Here is a 19,592-nt window from a genome sequence, read left to right on the forward strand (position 1 = left end):
GTGCGGGGCGGGGACGCCCGCCCCGCACGGTCTCCACCACCGGTCACGAGAGGAAACCAGATGACGCAGCAGGTTCGCCGGACGCTCGGGAGGCTTCCCGTACTGGCGGGCGTGATCCTGCTCGCGGGGGTGAACGGCGCCTTGGCCTCTTCGGCGGCGACCGATCCGACGACTCCGCCGAAAGCACCCTTGCAGGGAGCTTCCTCCGCGCACCGAACCCTGGCGAACACCTGTGTCTTCCCGGCTCCGGTCGGCGAACGTCCGGTCACCGTGGACGTACAGGCCACCCTGCCCAAGGTCGTGCAAACCGGAAAACCGGTGCGGGTCACGGATTTCTCTGTCACCTTCACGCTCGGTGAGAGGACGCTGGCCGCGCTCACCGAGGTGGCCGGCACGGCGAAGATCGAGCTCACGGCCACGCGCGAGGACAAGAAGGCCCAGATTCCGGTGACCCTCGAGATCCCGGCGACCAAGGTGCCCGCCACCGGTGAGCTGAAGCTGGTCGCGACGGGCAAGGTTCCCGACATCGTGGCGACCCGCCCCGGCGAACTCCGGCTCACCACGGGCGCGCCGTCCCTCGCGCTGACCGCGGAGCAGGCGGAGGCACCGCGGAATCCGATCGGCTGCACGCAGGCGCCAGATCAGGACACCGAGCTGGGCAGCGTCACGATGCTCGAGATGGGCATCGCCAAACCGAAGACCGGCAAGCCAGGGCAGAAACCCGGCGCCGGAACGCACGCCACGAACGAAGATCCGCCGCCGGACGCCGTGTTCCCCTTGCAGCCCTTCGAATCGCAAGGCACGTCGTCGGTGAAGAAGCTGGGCGCCTTCGTCCGGTTGACCCCGTCGTTCATCTTCAACGCCTTCTACTACCTCTACCCGGCGCCGCCGCATCGCAGCACCGGCTCCACCGTCTTGCCGCCGAGCAAGATGACCATCCTCGGCTTCGGTTTCGTCCCGATCAACGGGACGATGGAACTCCTGCCCGCCGACTACAAGACCGGCAACACCGTCATCGACGTCGAGACCATGCTGCACGGGGACACCACGACGACGGCCACCTTGCGGCTCGAACTCTTCGGGAAACTGAAGGACCTCACCGTCAACGGTGTCCCCCTCGACGTCGGCGACCACTGCATGACCAGCGAGCCGATCGTGCTGAATCTGCGCGGGCCGAACTGGAACGCGTTCACCGGTGGCGTGCTGCGGACCGATCGGCAGGACCCGGACCCCGCCTACCGTGGCTTCACCCTGCCCGAGTTCTCCGGCTGCGGGGTCAAGGAGGACCTCGACTCCCTGCTGAGCGGAATGGGATCAGGGCCGGACAACCAGGCGTGCATCGGGGTCAACCAGGTGGGCTTGCCCTGGGAAGCGGAACGCAAGTGCCCGAACACGGACCCGCCGGTGGGACGCCGCTGAGCCGCCGCCCCGGCTCCTGATCACGTGAGTGCGCTTCCCGATCACGCGTGTCCCGTCTCCGGACACGCGTGATCCGTTTTCGCTACGAGCCGCTCGGCGTCCACTGTGGACTCTTGCGCGGCACCGGAAGCACCTCCGGCAACGCGTAACCGGCGGGAGCGACCCCGGCCCGCAGCGCGAGTTCCATCTCGAACCGTGCCCCCGGGTCGCGCAGGTGCTCGCCGAAGGTCGCCTGCAACTGCCGCATGCGGTACCGGACGGTCTGCGGGTGCACCTGGAGACGTTCGGCGATGCCGACGACGTTGCCCTGGCTGTCGAGCCAGGCGCGAAGGGTTTCGAGCAGCCGTTCCTGCTGTTTCCCGGTCATTTCGGCGAGCGGGGCGAACAGGCGGTCGCGCAGCCGGCAGGTCAGCGCGGCGTCGGCGTTCACGAGCAGGGTGGCGAGATGGTCCTCGGCGCGGATCACCCGGCGGGCTTGGATGATGCCGCGTTCGGAGAGGTGCAGGGCGTCGCGCGCCCAGCGCAGGGAATCGGCGACGGAGTCCAGCGGACGGCACGGGCCGATCGACAACCGGTAACCCGGCAGCGCGGCCTGCAAAGTGGCCAGCCGGGCGCCGGAGATCTCGCCGGGGACGAGCAGGCGTGGCTCGGCGGAGTCGAGTTCGGCGAGGACGTCGGAATCGACCACGTTGGGCCGCCGGGCCCTGGCGCTGTCGCCGAGGGGAAGCAGCACCACCGGCGTCGCTCGCTCGGGCACCGCCCAGCCGGTCAGCTGCGCGAGCTCCGCGATCGCCTTCGACGGCGCGGGCGGGGTTTCCAGCACCAGGTGCAGCAGTTTGCGTCGCCACGTGTCCAGCGCCCCCGCGGTGCGCGCCTTCGCTTCGAGGTACCCGTCCAGCGCGACGGACGCGAGTTCGTCCATGAACGCGAGCATCGCGTCGGCCAGTTGCGACATCACCGCGGACGAAAGCCCGCTGCGGCGGCCGACGCGCATGATGCGCCGCCACGAGACCCGGGCACCGACCCGGTACGCCGACTGGAGGGTGTCGAGGCTGCGGCCTTCCCGCATCTCGTTCTGCCCGAGCCGATGGTGGACCTCGTGCGACTGCTCCTTGGAGGCGCTCGGATCCGCGATCTGGGCGACGAACAACGTGATCGCGTATTCGACGCCGGCCCGGATGGACTTGCCGTAGGGCCCGTCGAGCGGGCGCGCGTACGCGGGGATGGTCGCCCGGATCTCGTCGACGATCTCGTGGGCGAGACTGCCCAGTTCCGGTCGCAAAATGTCGGCGAGCTTGCGCGGTAGTGCGGCAGGAGGCTGCGCAGCGTGTTCGATCCCGCGCTCCACCGACATCGCAGCTCCTTTGCTCCGCCCAGCGTCCTATCCGCCCACGATCGTCGTGAGGTGACAACGAACACATCGCGCGCTCACTCGTGAATGTGTCACCTTTCGCAGAAGAAACCGATTTCTTGTCACCTTTGTGACAAAATCACCGGCCATCCCTGAATTTTGATGACAAGTGCCCGGCAAACGCCTCGTGCGGTACGTACGAACGGCCGATGAATACGGAGCGTCACTGCTTTCCGGTGAGCAATTCCCCGAGTGCTTCGAGGACGGGCTCCAGCACACGGACCTCGACGCCGGCGCATTCGGTGATTCCCGCGCCGACGATCTCGAAGCCGTTCAGCTCGCGCAGCATCGCCACCAGACGCTCGATCGTCAAGCCACCGGGCTCCGGGTGGTTCAGCCCGTCGAACTCCGCCGGGTCGAGCACGTCGAGATCGAGGTGGAGATAGACCTTGTCCGCGCCCGCCAGGCCGGCGGCCGGATCGGTCTCGAGGACGAGCCCGCGATCGACCACGGCCCGCTCGGCGTCGTCGAAGGCCCTTGTCCCGGCGAGGACGACGCGTCCGGGTTCGATCGGCGGGTTCGCGGCGAACTCCGGGTCGCCCTCGCCGAGCAGCGACCGCAGCACCATGCCGTGGAACGCACCCGACGGCGACGTCTCCGCGGTGTTCAGATCCGCGTGCGCGTCGAACCAGGCGACACCCAGGCCGGGGCCGAAGCGGTAGCGCGCGACGCCGATCGGGATCAGTTCGACCCCGCAGTCCCCGCCGATGGTGAGCACCGGCCCGCCCGGCGCCTCCAGCGCGGCGAGCTGCGCTGCCCGGTTGCCGCCGGTGAGCACCGCACGGTTGGCGATCCCGTCGACCGTGGGCGAGGTCTCGCGGGTCTGCCGGATGTGGTGCACCGGCACGCCCAGCACGTGGCCCGCCAGCTCGGCGAGCGCGACACAACCCTCGGGCAACCGCGGCGCGCGCTCGGTCAGCGCACCTTGGAACTGGGGTACGGCGTTGATCAGCACCCGTCCACGTTAGCGGCGGCCGCAGGTACATGAAGGCCCCCTTCCTGTACCCAGGCGCAAGGAAGGGGGCCTTCATGTACTTCTGCAGTGCTACTCCAGGACCAGCAGCAGGTCTCCGCCTTCCACCTGCTGGACGGCGTTGATCGCGCGCCGCGCCACCTTGCCACCGGTCGACGCCGTGATCGACGCCTCCATCTTCATCGCCTCGATGGTCGCGACCGTCGCACCGGCCTCCACCTCGTCGCCTTCGGACACCTGCAGCGTGACCACACCCGCGAACGGCGCGGCGATCTGCTTCGGGTCGCCCTTGGCGGCCTTCTCCGTCGCCGGGATGTCCGACGCGATCGAGGTGTCGCGCACCTGGATCGGGCGCAGCTGGCCGTTGAGCGTGGACATCACCGTGCGCAGCCCGCGTTCGTCGGCCTCGCCGATGGCCTCCAGCTCGATCAGCAGCCGGACACCCGGTTCGAGGTCGACCGAGTACTCCTCGCCAGGGCGCAGGCCGTAGAAGAAGTCCTTGGACGGCAGGACCGAGGTGTCACCGTACTGCTCGCGGTGCGCCTCGAAGTCCTTCGTGGGCCCGGGGAACAGCAGCCGGTTCAACGTCGCGCGCCGGTTCTCGGCCAGCCCCTTGCGGTCCTCTTCGGACAGTTCCTGCACCGGCTTGGGCTTCGCCCGGCCTTCGAGGGCCTTGGTGCGGAACGGTTCCGGCCAGCCGCCGGGCGGGTCGCCCAGTTCGCCGCGCAGGAAGCCGATCACCGAGTCGGGGATGTCGAACTTGTTCGGCTCCGCCTCGAAAGCGTGCGGCGAGACACCCGCGCCGACGAGGTGCAGCGCCAGGTCACCGACCACTTTGGACGAAGGCGTGACCTTGACCAGATGCCCGAGGATCTTGTCCGCGGCCGCGTACATCGCCTCGATGTCCTCGAACCGCTCCCCGAGACCGAGCGAGATCGCCTGCGTGCGCAGGTTCGACAGCTGACCGCCCGGGATCTCGTGGTGGTACACCCGCCCGGTCGGCGACGAGAGCCCCGCCTCGAACGGCGCGTAGATCTTGCGCACGCTCTCCCAGTACGGCTCCAGGTCGCCGATGGCCTGCAGGTCCAGCCCGGTCGGCCGGTCCGAGTGGTCGGTGGCGGCGACGAGCGCCGAAAGCGACGGCTGCGACGTCGTGCCCGCCATGGACGCGACGGCACCGTCGACGGCGTCCGCCCCGGCCTGGATCGCGGCGAGGTACGTCGCCAGCTGCCCACCCGCGGTGTCATGCGTGTGGATGTGCACCGGCAGGTCGAACTCCTTGCGCAGCGCGGAAACCAGCCGCGCCGCCGCCGGCGCCCGCAGCAGGCCTGCCATGTCCTTGATGGCCAGGACGTGCGCCCCCGCGCCGACGATCTGCTCCGCCAGCTTGAGGTAGTAGTCCAGCGTGTACAGCTTCTCGGCCGGGTCCGACAGGTCCGAGGTGTAGCAGAGCGCCACCTCGGCGACGGCGGATCCGGTCTCGCGGACGGCTTCGATCGCCGGGCGCATCTGCTCGACGTCGTTGAGCGCGTCGAAGATCCGGAAGATGTCGATGCCGGTCGTCGTCGCCTCCTCGACGAAGGCGTGGGTCACCTCGGTGGGGTACGGCGTGTAGCCGACGGTGTTGCGGCCGCGCAGCAGCATCTGCAGGCAGATGTTCGGCACCGCTTCCCGCAGTTTCGCCAGCCGCTCCCACGGGTCTTCGGCCAGGAACCGCAACGCGACGTCGTAGGTCGCGCCGCCCCAGCACTCCAGCGAGAGCAGCTGCGGCGTGGTCCGCGCGACCACCGGCGCGACCGCGAGCAGGTCCTTCGTCCGCACGCGGGTGGCGAGCAGCGACTGGTGCGCGTCACGGAAGGTGGTGTCGGTGACGCCGATGGTCGGCGACTCCCGCAGCCAGCGGGCGAAGCCCTCCGGGCCGAGCTCGGTGAGCTTTTGCTTCGAGCCGGGCGCCGGTTCGAGATCCTTCGGCAGCTTCGGCAGCTTGACCTGCGGGTCGAGGGTGCGCGGACGCTCGCCGTGCGGTTTGTTGACCGTCCGGTCGGCGAGGTAGGTCAGCAGCCTGGTGCCGCGGTCGGCCGAATGGCGCGCGGTGAGCAGATGCGGGCGCTCCTCGATGAACGACGTCGTGACGCGGCCTTCACGGAAGTCCGGGTCGTCGAGGACGGCCTGCAGGAACGGGATGTTCGTGGCCACCCCGCGGATCCGGAACTCGGCGACGGCGCGCCGGGAGCGGCCGACGGCGGTCTTGAAGTCGCGGCCGCGGCAGGTGAGCTTCACCAGCAGCGAGTCGAAGTGCGCGCTGATCTCGGTGCCGGAGAACGCGGTGCCGCCGTCGAGGCGGATGCCGGAACCACCGGGCGAGCGGTACGCGCTGATCATCCCGGTGTCCGGGCGGAATCCGTTGGCGGGATCCTCGGTGGTGATGCGGCACTGCAGGGCGGCGCCGCGCAGGTACACCTTGTCCTGCGACAGCCCGAGGTCGTCGAGGGTCTCACCGGAGGCGATGCGCAGCTGCGACTGGACGAGGTCGACGTCGGTGACCTCCTCGGTCACCGTGTGCTCGACCTGGATGCGCGGGTTCATCTCGATGAAGACGTGGTTGCCGTCCCGGTCGAGCAGGAACTCGACGGTGCCGGCGTTGCGGTAGCCGATCTGGCGGGCGAACTTCACCGCGTCGGCGCAGATCCGGTCGCGCAGTTCCGACGGCAGGTTCGGCGCCGGGGCCAGCTCGATGACCTTCTGGTGCCGCCGCTGGACCGAACAGTCGCGCTCGAAGAGGTGGATGACGTTGCCCGCGCCGTCGGCGAGGATCTGGACCTCGATGTGACGTGGCTCGACGACGGCCTTCTCGATGAACACCGTCGGATCGCCGAAGGCCGACTCGGCCTCGCGCGCGGCGGCTTCGATGGACTCGCGCAGTTGCGCGGGATCCAGGACGCGGCGCATCCCGCGGCCACCGCCACCGGCGACGGCTTTGACGAAGACCGGGAAGCCGATCTCTTCGGCGGCGGCGATCAGCGCGTCGACGTCGGAGGACGGTTCGGAAGAACCCAGCACCGGCACGCCGGCCTCGCGCGCGGCCTTGACCGCGCGGGCCTTGTTGCCGGTCAGCTCGAGGATGTCCGCGCTCGGCCCGACGAAGGTGATGCCTTCGTCCTCGCACGCGCGCGCGAGGTCCGGGTTCTCGGAGAGGAAGCCGTAGCCGGGGTAGACGGCGTCCGCGCCCGCCTTCTTGGCGGCCGCGACGATCTCCTCGACCGACAGATAGGCCCGCACCGGGTGACCGGGTTCGCCGATCTCATAGGCCTCGTCGGCCTTCAGCCGGTGGAGCGAATTGCGGTCTTCGTGCGGGAACACAGCCACCGTGCCCGCGCCGAGCTCGAATCCGGCGCGGAACGCGCGGATGGCGATCTCACCCCGGTTGGCGACCAGTACCTTGCGGAACATGCCGGTCCTTCCCATCATCGGATCGGTAGGTGAGGCACGTTACCTGTTCGCTCCCGCAGGGCGGGAGTTGTCGTCCAGGTGATGGACGTCATCCCCGTTTGAGTTGCGCGCCGGGGCTTTGCAGCACCCGGTTCGCGGTGCCCTCGTGGACACCGGTCAGCACGTCGACCGCGGCGAGCTCCACGAGCGCCTTCGCGACGTCCGGCGCGGCGACCGCGGGATGCAGGGAGCGGTACAGCGCGGCCACCCCGGCGACGTGCGCGGCGGCCGACGACGTCCCGCTGAGCACCTTGCCGCCGCTGCCCCCGGCGTTCGGTCCCGGCACGTCCACCCCTGGTGCGAACAGGTCGACGACCTCGCCGTGGTTCGACGTCGACTCGACCCGGTCACTCGCGTCCGTCGAGCCGACGGTGAGCGCCTCGGTGACCCGGCCGGGGGAGAACTTGCCCGCGTCGGCGGCCTCGCCCCCCGCCGGGAGGGCGACCGGGACGACCGCCGCGAGCGCGCGGACGGCGGCGTCGAGCCGGTCGTTGGCCGCGCCGCCGATACCGAGCACGGCCACGGCGGGCTGCTGTGCGTTCTGCGTCACCCAGTCGATCCCGGCGATGATCTCGTCCGTCGCGCCGCCGCCCTGTGCGTCGATCACCCGGACCGGGATGATCTGCGCGGCCTTCGCGACACCGAACGTCCTCGACGCGGCGAGACCGGCCAGGTACGTGCCGTGACCGTTGGTGTCGGTGGTGTCCGTGCCGCCGTCGAGGAAGTCCTTACCGGGCTTCACCCGGCCGTCGAAGTCCGGATGCGCCGCGTCGACCCCGCTGTCGATCACGTAGACCGTGACGTCCTTGCCGTCGGTCCCGTAGTGGTAGAGCTGGTCGAAGCCCGTTCGCTGGTCGATCCGGTCCAGTCCCCAGTTCGGCGGATTCTGCTGGACTTCCGCCGCGGAGGCGGGCTGCACCACGAAGATCAGGAGCGCGAGCGCGGCCATGACCCGTACCAGTCGAATGCTCATGCCTCGGCTCTACGCCTGTGCCCCCGGGGCGGCAACCCGGAAGTGTCACCCGTTCGACTGGTTTTGCCCGATGTGGCCGCTCACCGTCGACTTCGGCAGGCAGACCAGCGCGTCGAAGGCCTCGACGACGTCGACAGGGTTGAACAGATGCGCGTGCCGGATGCTCTGTGGCCCCACGGTGCCGCGTCGCGCGCGGAGGTCCATCAGCCCGGGGCCTTCGGCCTCGACACTGCCTTCCGCCGGTGCGTCCAGTTCCTGGCCGTACACGGTGAACCCGAGGCGTGCGGCCGGATCCGGCCTGAGCCCGGTGGTCTCGCCCTCGACCGCGGTGAGCCCCAGCGCGAAGTAGTCGCCGCCGTACTCGGCCGCCAGATGCGTACCGGCCGAGGGCGAAGTGAGCCCGGGAAACGGCGAGAACGGCACGCGCTGGAGGTGTCCGTTGTGGAGCATCACGACGATCTTCGTGTCGTCGCCGTGCAGCCGCCGGATCAGCCGGACGGTTTCGGCCATGTAGGCGTCACGCGAACCGCTCTGCAGCGCCGGGGCGTCGCCGGACATCATCGCGGTGACCTCGGCGAGGTACGCGTCGACGCGCGAAGCGCCTTCGGCGTGGTGCTCCACGACGGCGGTGTTCCGGTAGACGGGACGCAACGAGGTGAGGTGCGTCTTGAGCCGGGTGAGCGCCGCGGTCGCCTTGTCCTTGGCGACGTCGTCGAGGGCGGCGTACTTGGCGGGTGCCTCCGCGCTGCTGACCGACGCGTACCCCTCGGTCGCCTCGATCGCCGCGTCGACCAGGCTCACCGCGCCCTCGTCCACAGTGGACAAGTATTCGCGGACCACCTCGAGCGACGGCACGGGCGAGCCCGCCGAACTCGGCACGTCGAGGCCGAAGTAACGGACGTCACCCCGTTCGCGCAGCCACGCCAGCATTGCGTGCGCCTCGGGCGACTCCCCGAGCGAGAACGTGAAACCGTCGCGGCCGATGTCGGCGACGTCGCCCGGGGCACCCTTCAGCCAGTCGTCGACGAGCTTCCCCTCGGCGAAACCCGACTCGAACCCGACGACCCGGAAGCCGTGGTGCTCGACGAGGTGGCGGAGCAAACGATTGCGCAGGTCGCCGAACTCGTGGATGTGGTGGTTGTTCTCCCCGATGGCGACGATCTTCGCGTCCCCGACGAGCTCGGCGATTTCCGCTGGGTCTGACATACTGACCACACTAACGCAACAGGAGTAGCAATTGGCAACCTCCGGCATCCGACGGCCCGGCGGCCGGACGGAACGCACCCGCCAGGCCGTCCTGCACGCCACGCTCGACCTGCTGGCCGAACGCGGCTTCGGTGAACTGACCGTGGACGCGGTCGCCGAACGGTCCGGCGTGCACAAGACCACGGTGTACCGGCGCTGGTCCTCGCCGGACGGCCTCGTCGCCGCCGCGCTCCAGATGGGCGCCGAGGACGACTGGAAGGCACCCGACACGGGGTCGCTCGAGGACGATCTGTACGAGGTGGCGGCGGAGGTGGTGCGGTACTTCACCGAGCCCGCGCTGAAGGAACTGCCCACGGCGTCGGTGCTGGCGGCGTTCCAGTCGCCGCCGGCGGCCGAGGCACTGCACGACTTCTACGCGGACCGGCACGCGCGCATGGCCCCGATCGCGGAGCGGGCCGTCGCGCGGGGCGAGATCCCTTCCGGCACGGACGGGGACGAACTGGTGCGGGCGGTGTGCGGGCCGATGTTCTACCGGCTCTTCCTGTCGAGGGAAAGCGTCACGGTGACGGAGGCGCGGGTCGCGGCGCGGGCGGTGGCTGTCGCGGCGCGTGAAGGCGCTTTCGTGCGGTAGCGCGGATCGTCCTCGGCTCCTTCACGGTGATCTTCCTCGCGGCCGGCGCTGGTGCCGGCCGCGTCGGAGTACATGAAGGCCTCCTTCCCGTACCTGGGCGCGAGGAAGGGGGCCTTCATGTACTCGGGAAGGGGGAAGGGTGCTGCGCCGGGATCTTCGTGACGAGGACAGTTTTGCCGTCGACACCAACGCCTTTCCCGCCCACACTGGCAGCTTCGTGTCGAGAGAGGGAGCCGTCATGACCGAGGAAGTCCGGAACCGGCCGCTGGAGATGCCGCGCCAGCTCAAGTTCGTCCGTGTTTTCCTTTGGGTGCAGGCGGTCCTCAACATCCTCGTCAGCGCACTGGTGACGGCGCTCGCGATCGGCGAGCTCGACCACGGCAACGAGGAGGCGGGGCTCGCCCTGGCGTTGGCGATCCTCGGTTTCGTCGTCGCCGTCGTGCTGATCGCCTGCGCCATGAGGATTTCCCGCGGGTCGGCCTGGGTACGGCCGACGGTGATCGCCGTGGAGGGGCTGGCCGTGGTCATGGGAGTGATCAGCCTCGTCAACGGCGGGGCGATCACCCAGCTGATCGGGATGGGCATCGCCATCGGCATCATCGTCACCGTCAACAAACCCGAGGAACGTGCCTGGTTCACCCGCTGACGAGGTCGATCCGGTAGCGCACTTCGGAAAGCGGGATGTCCTCACCGGGCATGGTGTCGGTCTTCGTCGCCCCGTCCGGCAGCCATCCCGCGGCCGAGTAGAAGCGCTGGGCACGTTCGTTGGTGTCGAGCACCCAGAGTGTCGCCTGGCGATGCCCCGAATCCCGCAGCGCGGCGACGGCGGTGTCGAGCAGCCGTCTGCCCAGGCCCGTGCCCCAGCGTGCGGGGTCGAGATAGATCGCGCGCAGTTCCCCGCGGATCCGGTCGACGGCGGTGAAGCCCAGCAGCGAGCCGTTCTCGACGAGGACCAGGACGTCGCCCTGGTGGGCGGGGTCGGCGAGGGTCCGCTGCCAGCGGGCGGCCCGGCCTTCGACCGAAAGATCGCGCAGGTACAGCTCGGGCAGCGGGCCCTGGTACGCCGCCTGCCACGACCGGACGTTCACCTCGGCGATGGGCCAGGCGTCGTCGACGGTCGCGGGGCGGATCGCAGCCATCGTCAACCGTTCACCTCGCGGGCGGCGAGACCGGTCACGAGGGCGAGCGCGAGCACCATCGACAGCGCGATCCCCCAGCCCGCGCCGGTCACGCTCGAACTGCTCGGCATCGCGTAGAAGAGCATGCACACCATGACGACGCCGCCGCCGGCCACACCGCCGAGGAACGCGATCCCGAACGCCGCCGGCCGCAGCGACACGCCGAGCAGCGTCCCGACGAGGAGGGTCACCGAGAAGACGAGGTAGACCGCGCCCTCGTCGGCCCGGCTCGACGAGTAGCCGACGAGTTCGATCGCCTGCACCACGAGACCCAGCGCGCCGCAGATCCCGGAAACGAGAGCCGCCACGATGCGGGCGCCTCGTGGTTTCCCCAGCCCGAGCCGGAAACCCCGGTCCCGCCGCACCGACACCAGCGCGCAGCCGGCCGCGGCGATCAGGCAGCCGTCGGCGAGGACGAGGACGACCGGGCCGGACGGCAGCACCGAGAGCAGCGCCAGCCCGCACAGCGTTCCCGGCCCGGTCATCCGGCGTGTCTTCGGCGGGAACATCGTGATCCCCGCCCCGATCGCGAAGACGACGAGCGGCAGGACGGTCCAGCCGCCGTCTTCGAAGAAGTCTTCCACGCCGCTGCTGCGCCGGACCGCGATGACCACCAGGTACACCGCGGCCGCGAAGGCGAGCAGCCCGGCGGCGACGGCGAACGGGTCGGGCTTCGATCGCGCGGGCACGGCCGGTTCGGGTTCCGGGAAGACGGGCGGCTCGGGATTCCGGGAGGGCTCGGGGGTCGGCGCGGGCGTGTGCACCGGCCGCGGTTCGGGCACCGGCTTGGGATCCGGTGCCGGCCGGGGTTCCTGGACGACCTGCCCCTCGACCCGGACCACCACCTCGCCGGTCGGCCCGGTCACGGTGACCCGCCCGTCGAACGGCCCGGGTTCCGCCAGATCCGGGGCGATCTCGGCCCCGTCACCGGTCTCGGTCACCCGCAACCAGGAAGGCGACGACGCGAACCGGCAGGCCCGCGCGATCGGCGGCCCCGCCAACCGGATGCGCGCCACCGGCGCCGAGCCGCGGACGACCTCGCCGAACCGCACCACGTCGGGCTCGGTGCGCACACGCGCTTCCCGCCGTGCCAGGTCGGCGGCCTCGGCGACGTGCTGGATGTCGGTCTGCGCCATCGCGGTGAGGACTTCGTGCGCGCCGATGGCGACGGAGAGGTTCTCGCTCGTCAGCCGCCGCCGGAGTTCCGTCACCGCGCCGAGGCGGGTGAACATGTTCGGGTCCTCGCTCGCCGCGCGCAGGTCGGCGGGGACCGGCGACGGTTTGATCCGGCGGCGTCTGCTCCGGGCGAGGTACAGCTCGCCCTGCATCTCGATGTCGCGGCTGGGCGTCTGGTTCGGGTTTCGTTCGCGGACGCTGTCGAACAGGTAGTCGTAGAGCTCGCCGAGCGCGATCCAGCCGTCCTCGTCGCGGTCCGCGTCCCCGGTCCGGAGGCCGTCGACCAGCGCCGAGGTGAACACCGACGGCCGGACGTGGTCGTCGGCGAGGTGATCGCCCTCGAAGGCGTACTCGATGGAGTTCGACGCGGTGATCACCGCACGGCCGCGACCACCGAACCCACCGCCGGGAAACGCGTCGAGCACGTTGGCCTCGCCGGAGGCGCGCACCGCGACCCCCTGGCCGAAAGCGCCGCCGTAGCAGCAGTCCAGCAGGAGGACGATGCTCCGCGACCGGCTCATCCGCATGCAGCGCTGGACGAAATCGGCGGGAACGGCACTCGACGCCAGCCGCTCCGGGCGCGTGTTGCGGGCGGCGAAGAACAGCTCGCCCGACTCGCTCTTCAAGCCATGGCAGGAGAAATGCACCAGCAGGACGTCGTCCGGCACGCTGTCGGCGAACAGGTCCTCGACCCGGCCGGCGATCACGTGCGCGATCTCGTCGCGCACCACCTGGACGTCGAACTCGCTGATGGCGCGGTCGGCGAGGACGTCGGCGAGCGCTTCGGCGTCGGCCGCCGGGGACCGCAGCGCGCCCAGCCCGGGGTTGTCGTACTCCCCGTTGGCGATGATCAAGGCACGCCGCTCACCGGTCATGACGCCGAATGCCTGCTCACGAAGAGGTCGACGAGCTTGTCCTGATCGGTGAGGCTCGCTTCGGACAGCTCCAGCACGTCGCCGTCGATCTCCAGCCGCACCGTGCGCTTGACCCGGCCGCCGCGCGAAAGCCACTCCCGCACGGCCGCGACGACCGAACGCAAACCGTCGGCGGACTGTCCCAGCGTGACCAGCAGCCCGCCCACCGTCGCGACGTCGAACGCGCGCGAACCGGGCGGCGCCGGACCCGCGGGCAGCGCCGTGACTTCGGCGACCCCGCGATCGACCAGCTCGCCGCGGAGGTACCCGGTGAGCTGCTCGACGCGCTCGGCGTCGGCCCCGTCCTCACCGAGCTGGACACGAACCGCTGACGTCATTCCCGTCATCCCCGGCCTCCCTCGCCCGTGCGGAACGAGACTGTGCAGGACAAGGGAACCCCTCGGCCCGTCCGGCGGCAAGGTCCGATCGGGCAGAGATGTGCACGTCAGCTTTTTTCCAGGTACTCCACCCGATCTTCGTCGACGACGTCGGCGATCATGTGCGCCAGCCCCAGATAGTTTCCCAGCGCCGGATCCTTCTCGACGATTTCCAACGCCCGCGCCCTCGCCTCGGCGATGACTTCCTCGTCGCGCAGCAGCGACAGCAGTTTCAAGGTCGACTTCTTCCCCGACTGCGCGGCACCGAGGATGTCGCCCTCGCGGCGCAGTTCCAAGTCCATTCTGGACAGTTCGAACCCGTCCGTCGTGGACTCGACGGCGGCCAGCCGCTCGCGGGTCGTCGTCCCGTCCAGGGTTTCGGTGACCAGCAGGCACAACCCCGGCACGCTGCCCCGGCCGACCCGGCCGCGCAGCTGGTGCAGCTGGCTGATGCCGAACCGGTCGGCGTCCATGATCACCATCGCGGTCGCGTTCGGCACGTTCACGCCGACCTCGATCACGGTGGTGGCGACGAGCACGTCCAGGTCGCCCCTGGAGAACGCCTGCATCACGGCGTCCTTGTCGTCACTGGGCAGCCGGCCGTGCAGGACGCCGATCTTCAGCCCCTTCAACTGTCCCTCGGCCAGTTCGGGCGCCACGTCGAGGACGGCGAGCGCGGGCCGTTTGTCGCCCTTGTCCGAGGCCGGTTCGTCACCGATGCGGGGGCAGACGATGTAGGCCTGGTGGCCCTTGCCGCACTCCTCGCGGACCCGCTGCCACGCCCGGTCCAGCCAGGCGGGCCGCTCCGCGACCGGCACGACCGACGTCTTGGTCGGCGACCGGCCGACCGGCATCTCGCGCAGCGCGGAGATCTCCAGATCGCCGTAGACGGTCATCGCGACCGTGCGCGGGATGGGCGTCGCGGTCATGACGAGCACGTGCGGGCTGGTCTCGTCGGAGCCTCGCGAGCGCAGCGCGTCCCGCTGCTCCACTCCGAAGCGATGCTGTTCGTCCACCACGACCAGGCCGAGATCCGCGAAGGACACCGTGTCCTGGATCAGCGCGTGCGTGCCGACGATGATCCCGGCCTCGCCGCTGACCGTCTCCAGCAACGCCTTCTTGCGTTCCTTGGCGCCCATCGAACCGGTCAGCAGGGTGACCCGCGTCGCGTTCTCCGCGGCGCCGAGCTCACCCGCCTGGCCGAGGTCGCCCAGCATCTCGCGCAGCGACCGGGCGTGCTGCGCGGCCAGGACCTCCGTCGGTGCGAGCATCGCCGCCTGCCGCCCGGAATCGACGATCTGCAGCATGGCGCGCAGCGCGACCACGGTCTTGCCGGAACCGACCTCGCCCTGCAGCAGCCGGTTCATCGGATGCTCGGTGGACAGATCCCGCGCGATCTCCTCGCCGATCTCCTGCTGACCCGAGGTCAGCGCGAACGGGAGCCGCTTGTCGAAGGCGTCGAGGATGCCGCCCTCGATGTGCGGACAGGCTTTCGCGGGCCGCGAGACCAGGGAATGCCGCCGCTGCGCGAAAATGAGCTGCACCGCCATGGCTTCGTCCCATTTGAGCCTGTCGCGCGCGGAGTTCAGCGCCTGCCAGCTCGACGGCCGGTGGATGCCGCGCAGCGCGCTCTCCAGGCTGGGCAGGCCGTAGCGGGCCAGCAGCTCGATCGGCATCGGGTCCTCGTCGACCTCCAGCACGTCCAGCACCTGCCGGACGGCCTTGGCGATCACCCAGGTCGGGATCCCCTGCGCCGCCGGGTACACCGGGATGATCTCGGCGAGGAAGTCGTCCATCGCCTCGGCCTGACGTTCCGCGTCGAACAGCTCGTACTCGGGGTTCGCCAGTTGCAGGACGTCGCGGAAGGCGGTGACCTTGCCCGCGAAGAGGCCGTTCTTGCCGGGCACGAGTTCCTTTTCGCGCCAGGCCTGGTTGAAGAAGGTGCACTGAAGACGGCGTTTGCCGTCGGTGATCACCATTTCGAGCAGCGTGCCGTTGCGTGCCTTCATCCGGCGCTTGTTGACCCGCTCGATGCGGGCCATCACGGTGGCGTGCTCGCCGAGTTCGAGCCCGGCGATGTCGGTGAGCTGGCCGCGTTCGGCGTAGCGGCGGGGATAGTGGCGCAGGAGGTCGCTGACCGTCTCGATCTTGAGGCCCTTGGCGAGTGCCTTCGCCGTCGCCGCGCCCACGACCAGTTTGAGGTCCGCGCGCAGGTTGGTCATGCGGTCACTCCACCCCCATCAGCAGCACGGCGTCGGACTGGCCGCCGGCGTAACTCGTCACTTCGACCTCGGGATGTTCCAGGCACAACCGATCGGCCAGCTCGCCGGGCAACCGGACCGGCACGTCCACCCCGGTCAGCACGGTGACCAGTTCTCCGCCGAGGGCCAGCATCCGGTTCAGCACGCCGACCGCGGCCGTGACCAGGCTCGTCTCCGAGGCGGGCGCGGGCTCGATCAGGACGACCTCGCCGTCGACGAGGCCGACGACGTCACCGGCCTGCGCCCGGCCCACCCAGGTTAGCGACTCTTCCCGCGCCACCCGCAGCTCGCCACGCCTCGTGGCGGCGGCCGCTTCGGCCATCGCGACCACGTCGTCGTTGGTGCGGCGGTCCTTGTCGTGGACGGCCAGCGCGGCGAGTACCTGGACGGGTGACACGCACGGGATGACCACGACGTCTCGATCCGCGGCCATCGCGTGGCCCGCCGCCGCGTCGGCCGCCGCGGTCAGCTCCGGGCCGCCGGGAAGGACGGTGACGTGATGCCCGGCGGCCTCGTTGATCAGGCCCAGCATCTCCTCGACCGTCGGCGCGACGCCCGGCGGCACGGACAGCACCGCGACCCCTTCCGCCCGCAGCAGTTCGGCCAGCGCCCCGCCGTGGACCACGGCGACCACCGAACGGTCGATATCGCCGCCGACCTCGACCGGAGTGGGCGTGATCAGCGGCTCGACCCGGACCCTGCGCGGACGGCCGAGCTCGATCCCGGCCTCCAGCGCCGCGCCGATGTCCGCGCAGTGCACGTGAACGGCGTACGCGCCGGCGCCGTCCCCGGCGACCGTGACGCTGTCGCCGAGTCCGCTGAGGGTCTTGCGAAGCCCCGGGAGACTGCCTGCGTCGACGTCGTCGAGCAGGTACATGACCTCCCAGGCCGTCGGCGCCTCGATCGGGTGCGGGCGCCGAGGTGCCTCGAGCGGGTGCTCCGGCTCGACGAGGCTGCCGGAAAGCACGCCGGAAAGGGCGTCGAGGACGGCGACCAGGCCACGGGCACCCGCGTCGACCACCCCGGCCACCGCCAGGACGGGCAGCTGTTTCGGGGTCTCTTCGAGGGCTTCGGCGGCGACACCGGCCGCCGCGGCGGCCACCTCTTCGAGTGACCCTGTCGCGTCACGGACGGACGCGGCGACGGTGTGCAGCACGGTCAAGATGGTCCCGGCCACCGGACGGCTCACCGCCCCCGTGGCGGCCCTGTCCGCGCACCCGAGCGCCTCCGCGAGACCGGGCCCGTCGATGTCCCGCGCCGCCGCCGACTCGGCTATCCCGCGCACGACCTGCGACATGATCACACCGGAGTTGCCCTTGGCCGCCGCGACCGCGCCCTTGGCGAACACCGCCAGCGCCTCGGCGGCCGTCGACGGCTCGGCCTCCGCCAGCGCGTCGCGGGCCGCGGTCATGGTGAACAGCAGGTTGGAGCCGGTGTCGGAGTCGGCGACCGGGTAGACGTTGATGCCGTCGATCGCCGGCCGCAGCACCGACAGGCTGTGCACACAGGCCGCCGACCAGGCCGTCACCGCCGCCACGTCCAGCACCCGCACCCCGTAACCTCCTAGCTGTTCCAGCGAGGGTATCGACCCGGTGCCGGAGGGCGCCGAGCCACTGGTTACTATGGTCGAGTTGCCCAGCGTGCTGGGCGCGTCATTCTTTGTCCCAGATCCAGAGGAGTTCGACGTGGCTGCCGTGTGCGACGTCTGTGGCAAGGGACCGGGCTTTGGCAAGTCGGTCTCGCACTCCCACCGGCGTACCAACCGCCGGTGGAACCCGAACATCCAGACCGTTCACGCCAAGATCGGTCTGTCCCAGCGCAAGCGCCTGAACGCCTGCACCTCGTGCATCAAGGCGGGCAAGGTCGTTCGCGGCTGAGCCGTTTTTTGGGAAATGGCGGGTGCTCTGCGGAGCACCCGCCATTTTTTATGGGCCGCCGCCTTCGTCAGCTCCGGCCTTCACACCTTCTCCAGTACATGAAGGCCCCCTTCCTTGCGCCTAGGTACAGGAAGGGGGCCTTCATGTACTTGGAAGCGGCCGGGGTAAGCCTCAGGAGTCACACCGGTCACTGCTGTCGAGGAAGGGTCAGGGGAGCTTCCAGTTCACGGGACCGGCGCCCTGCTGCTCCAGCAGCTGGTTCGCCCGGCTGAAGGGGCGCGAGCCGAAGAAGCCGGCGTGCGCCGAAAGCGGGCTCGGGTGCGCGGACTCGATGCACGGCACCTTCCCCAGCATCGGCTTCAGGTTCCGCGCGTTGCGGCCCCACAGGATCGCCACCATCGGCTCCTCCCGGGCGGCGAGGGCCTTGATGGCCTGCTCGGTGACCGCTTCCCAGCCCTTGCCCTGGTGCGAGTTCGACTTCCCGGGCTGCACCGTCAACGACCTGTTGAGCAACAGCACCCCCTGGTCGGCCCACGGCGTCAGGTCACCGTTGGACGGCAACGGGTGCCCGAGGTCTTCGCAGTACTCCTTGTAGATGTTGACCAGGCTCTTCGGGATCGGCCGGACGTCCGGCGCCACCGAAAAACTGAGGCCGACGGCGTGCCCGGGCGTCGGGTACGGGTCCTGGCCGACGATCAGCACCCGCACGTCGTGGAACGGCTGCTGGAACGCCCGCAGCACGTGTTCACCCGCCGGGAGATAGGTCCGGCCCGCGGCGATCTCCGCGCGGAGGAACTCCCCCATCGCGGCGACCTCCGACGCCACCGGTTCGAGGGCTCGCGCCCAGCCTGCTTCGACGATGTCCTGCAGCGGTCGTGCGGTCACGGTGTGCGAGCTTACTCACCTCACGCGAGACGCCTGAGTTCGGCCCGACAGAGTTCTCTGCGAAAAAGCACCGCACGCTCGGCATATCCGTCGACCACACGCTTGATCGTGTCGGCCCGGACGAAGTGTTCGGCCGCGTCTTCGCCGGGACGCCGGGCGCGATGGAGCCCACTGTCCACATGGGACCCCTGGGAGAGAACGGCGCCGGCCATCCCGCCGTCCTCGACGACGGTTCCGTTCAGCACCATCGATCCCGACGCGACTGGACGCAGGCGTCGGGGTGGATCGACGGTTCGAGGTCGCCCAGTGCGCAGATCGGCATGGGTTCTCCTAACGCAGCGACTTGCCGAAGCAGATGCTCTCCGGTTCGTCCTTGTAGTACCCGAAACCCGGAACCTCCCGGTACCCCGCCGACAGGTACAGCGCGATGGCTTCCGGCTGTTTGTGACCGGTCTCCAGCACCATACGCAGCCGCCCGGCCTCGACGGCCGTCCGTTCCAGCTCGGCGAGGATCGCCCTCGCGAATCCACGTCCACGCGCCGAAGCCAGCACGAACATGCGCTTGATCTCGGCGTCACCGGGCAGCAGGGGATCCGGCCCGTCGTGCGCCCGCCAGGCACCGCACCCGACCGGGATGTCGTCGAGGTAGGCGGCCAGGAACAGTCCCCTCGGCGAGGCGAACTGCGCCGCGTCCATCGGCGTCTCGTCTTCGCTGCCGTACCGGGCGGCCAGTTCGAGCTGGGCTTCGGCCAGCAGTTTCACCGCATCGGGGTGGTCGTAGGGCAGCACGCGAAGGTCCATGAACGCGAGATTAGCGAGTGG

17 protein-coding genes are annotated in these 19,592 nt (G+C 70.0%); 4 read left to right on the forward strand and 13 right to left on the reverse strand.

The window, feature by feature from the left end; translation table 11 throughout:
- Positions 1-60: 60 nt before the first annotated feature.
- Positions 61-1,419, forward strand: a complete 1,359-nt coding sequence (locus P3102_RS28080; protein WP_276363094.1) for a DUF6801 domain-containing protein — start codon at positions 61-63, stop codon at positions 1,417-1,419.
- Positions 1,420-1,501: 82 nt separating this feature from the next.
- Here the strand turns inward: P3102_RS28080 and P3102_RS28085 are convergent, their stop codons facing one another.
- From P3102_RS28085 to P3102_RS28105, 5 genes are all read right to left on the reverse strand, one after another.
- Positions 1,502-2,773 carry a helix-turn-helix domain-containing protein gene (locus P3102_RS28085; protein WP_276363096.1) on the reverse strand — a complete coding sequence of 424 codons (1,272 nt, stop codon included), beginning with the start codon at positions 2,771-2,773 and terminating at the stop codon, positions 1,502-1,504.
- Positions 2,774-2,993: 220 nt separating this feature from the next.
- Entirely contained in the window at positions 2,994-3,785 is a 792-nt protein-coding gene (locus P3102_RS28090; RefSeq protein ID WP_276363097.1) for an arginase family protein, read from the reverse strand.
- Positions 3,786-3,875: 90 nt separating this feature from the next.
- Entirely contained in the window at positions 3,876-7,253 is a 3,378-nt protein-coding gene (locus P3102_RS28095; protein WP_276363099.1) for a pyruvate carboxylase, read from the reverse strand.
- Between the two features lie 88 nt (positions 7,254-7,341).
- Positions 7,342-8,241: a S8 family peptidase gene (locus tag P3102_RS28100; RefSeq protein WP_276371383.1), complete on the reverse strand. Its 900-nt coding sequence runs from the start codon at positions 8,239-8,241 to the stop codon at positions 7,342-7,344.
- A gap of 69 nt (positions 8,242-8,310) precedes the next feature.
- Entirely contained in the window at positions 8,311-9,471 is a 1,161-nt protein-coding gene (locus tag P3102_RS28105) for an erythromycin esterase family protein (RefSeq protein ID WP_276363100.1), read from the reverse strand.
- Positions 9,472-9,502: 31 nt separating this feature from the next.
- On the opposite strand from P3102_RS28105, the gene P3102_RS28110 reads away from it, so the two are divergent.
- Together P3102_RS28110 and P3102_RS28115 are read left to right on the forward strand one after the other, a co-directional pair.
- Positions 9,503-10,102: a TetR/AcrR family transcriptional regulator gene (locus P3102_RS28110; protein WP_276363102.1), complete on the forward strand. Its 600-nt coding sequence runs from the start codon at positions 9,503-9,505 to the stop codon at positions 10,100-10,102.
- Positions 10,103-10,340: 238 nt separating this feature from the next.
- Positions 10,341-10,748 carry a hypothetical protein gene (locus P3102_RS28115; protein WP_276363103.1) on the forward strand — a complete coding sequence of 136 codons (408 nt, stop codon included), beginning with the start codon at positions 10,341-10,343 and terminating at the stop codon, positions 10,746-10,748.
- On the opposite strand, the gene P3102_RS28120 is transcribed toward P3102_RS28115, so the two are convergent.
- From P3102_RS28120 to P3102_RS28140, 5 genes are all read right to left on the reverse strand, one after another.
- On the reverse strand, positions 10,738-11,241 hold the full coding sequence (locus P3102_RS28120) for a GNAT family N-acetyltransferase (RefSeq protein ID WP_276363105.1): 504 nt from the start codon (positions 11,239-11,241) through the stop codon (positions 10,738-10,740). The genes P3102_RS28115 and P3102_RS28120 overlap by 11 nt on opposite strands.
- 2 nt (positions 11,242-11,243) lie before the next feature.
- On the reverse strand, positions 11,244-13,331 hold the full coding sequence (locus tag P3102_RS28125; protein WP_276363106.1) for a caspase family protein: 2,088 nt from the start codon (positions 13,329-13,331) through the stop codon (positions 11,244-11,246).
- Complete coding sequence (locus tag P3102_RS28130) at positions 13,328-13,708, reverse strand: hypothetical protein (RefSeq protein WP_276363107.1); 381 nt, start codon at positions 13,706-13,708, stop codon at positions 13,328-13,330. The genes P3102_RS28125 and P3102_RS28130 overlap by 4 nt, the downstream gene beginning before the upstream one ends.
- A 107-nt stretch (positions 13,709-13,815) precedes the next feature.
- On the reverse strand, positions 13,816-15,969 hold the full coding sequence (gene recG, locus P3102_RS28135) for an ATP-dependent DNA helicase RecG (protein WP_276363108.1): 2,154 nt from the start codon (positions 15,967-15,969) through the stop codon (positions 13,816-13,818).
- A 4-nt stretch (positions 15,970-15,973) separates the two neighbouring features.
- Positions 15,974-17,560, reverse strand: a complete 1,587-nt coding sequence (locus tag P3102_RS28140; RefSeq protein WP_276363109.1) for a DAK2 domain-containing protein — start codon at positions 17,558-17,560, stop codon at positions 15,974-15,976.
- Between the two features lie 133 nt (positions 17,561-17,693).
- On the opposite strand from P3102_RS28140, the gene rpmB reads away from it, so the two are divergent.
- Positions 17,694-17,885, forward strand: a complete 192-nt coding sequence (gene rpmB / locus P3102_RS28145) for a 50S ribosomal protein L28 (RefSeq protein ID WP_007031450.1) — start codon at positions 17,694-17,696, stop codon at positions 17,883-17,885.
- A 207-nt stretch (positions 17,886-18,092) separates the two neighbouring features.
- On the opposite strand, the gene P3102_RS28150 is transcribed toward rpmB, so the two are convergent.
- The 3 genes from P3102_RS28150 to P3102_RS28160 all read right to left on the reverse strand — a co-directional run bounded on the left by P3102_RS28150 (position 18,093) and on the right by P3102_RS28160 (position 19,571).
- Positions 18,093-18,770, reverse strand: a complete 678-nt coding sequence (locus tag P3102_RS28150; protein ID WP_276363110.1) for a uracil-DNA glycosylase — start codon at positions 18,768-18,770, stop codon at positions 18,093-18,095.
- Between the two features lie 20 nt (positions 18,771-18,790).
- The gene (locus P3102_RS28155; protein WP_276363112.1) at positions 18,791-19,015 is read right to left on the reverse strand and encodes a hypothetical protein; all 225 of its coding nucleotides are present in this window, start codon (positions 19,013-19,015) and stop codon (positions 18,791-18,793) included.
- Between the two features lie 85 nt (positions 19,016-19,100).
- The gene (locus tag P3102_RS28160) at positions 19,101-19,571 is read right to left on the reverse strand and encodes a GNAT family N-acetyltransferase (protein ID WP_276363113.1); all 471 of its coding nucleotides are present in this window, start codon (positions 19,569-19,571) and stop codon (positions 19,101-19,103) included.
- Between the last annotated feature and the right edge of the window lie 21 nt (positions 19,572-19,592).

The sequence above is a fragment of the Amycolatopsis sp. QT-25 genome (assembly GCF_029369745.1).
Classification (GTDB): domain Bacteria; phylum Actinomycetota; class Actinomycetes; order Mycobacteriales; family Pseudonocardiaceae; genus Amycolatopsis.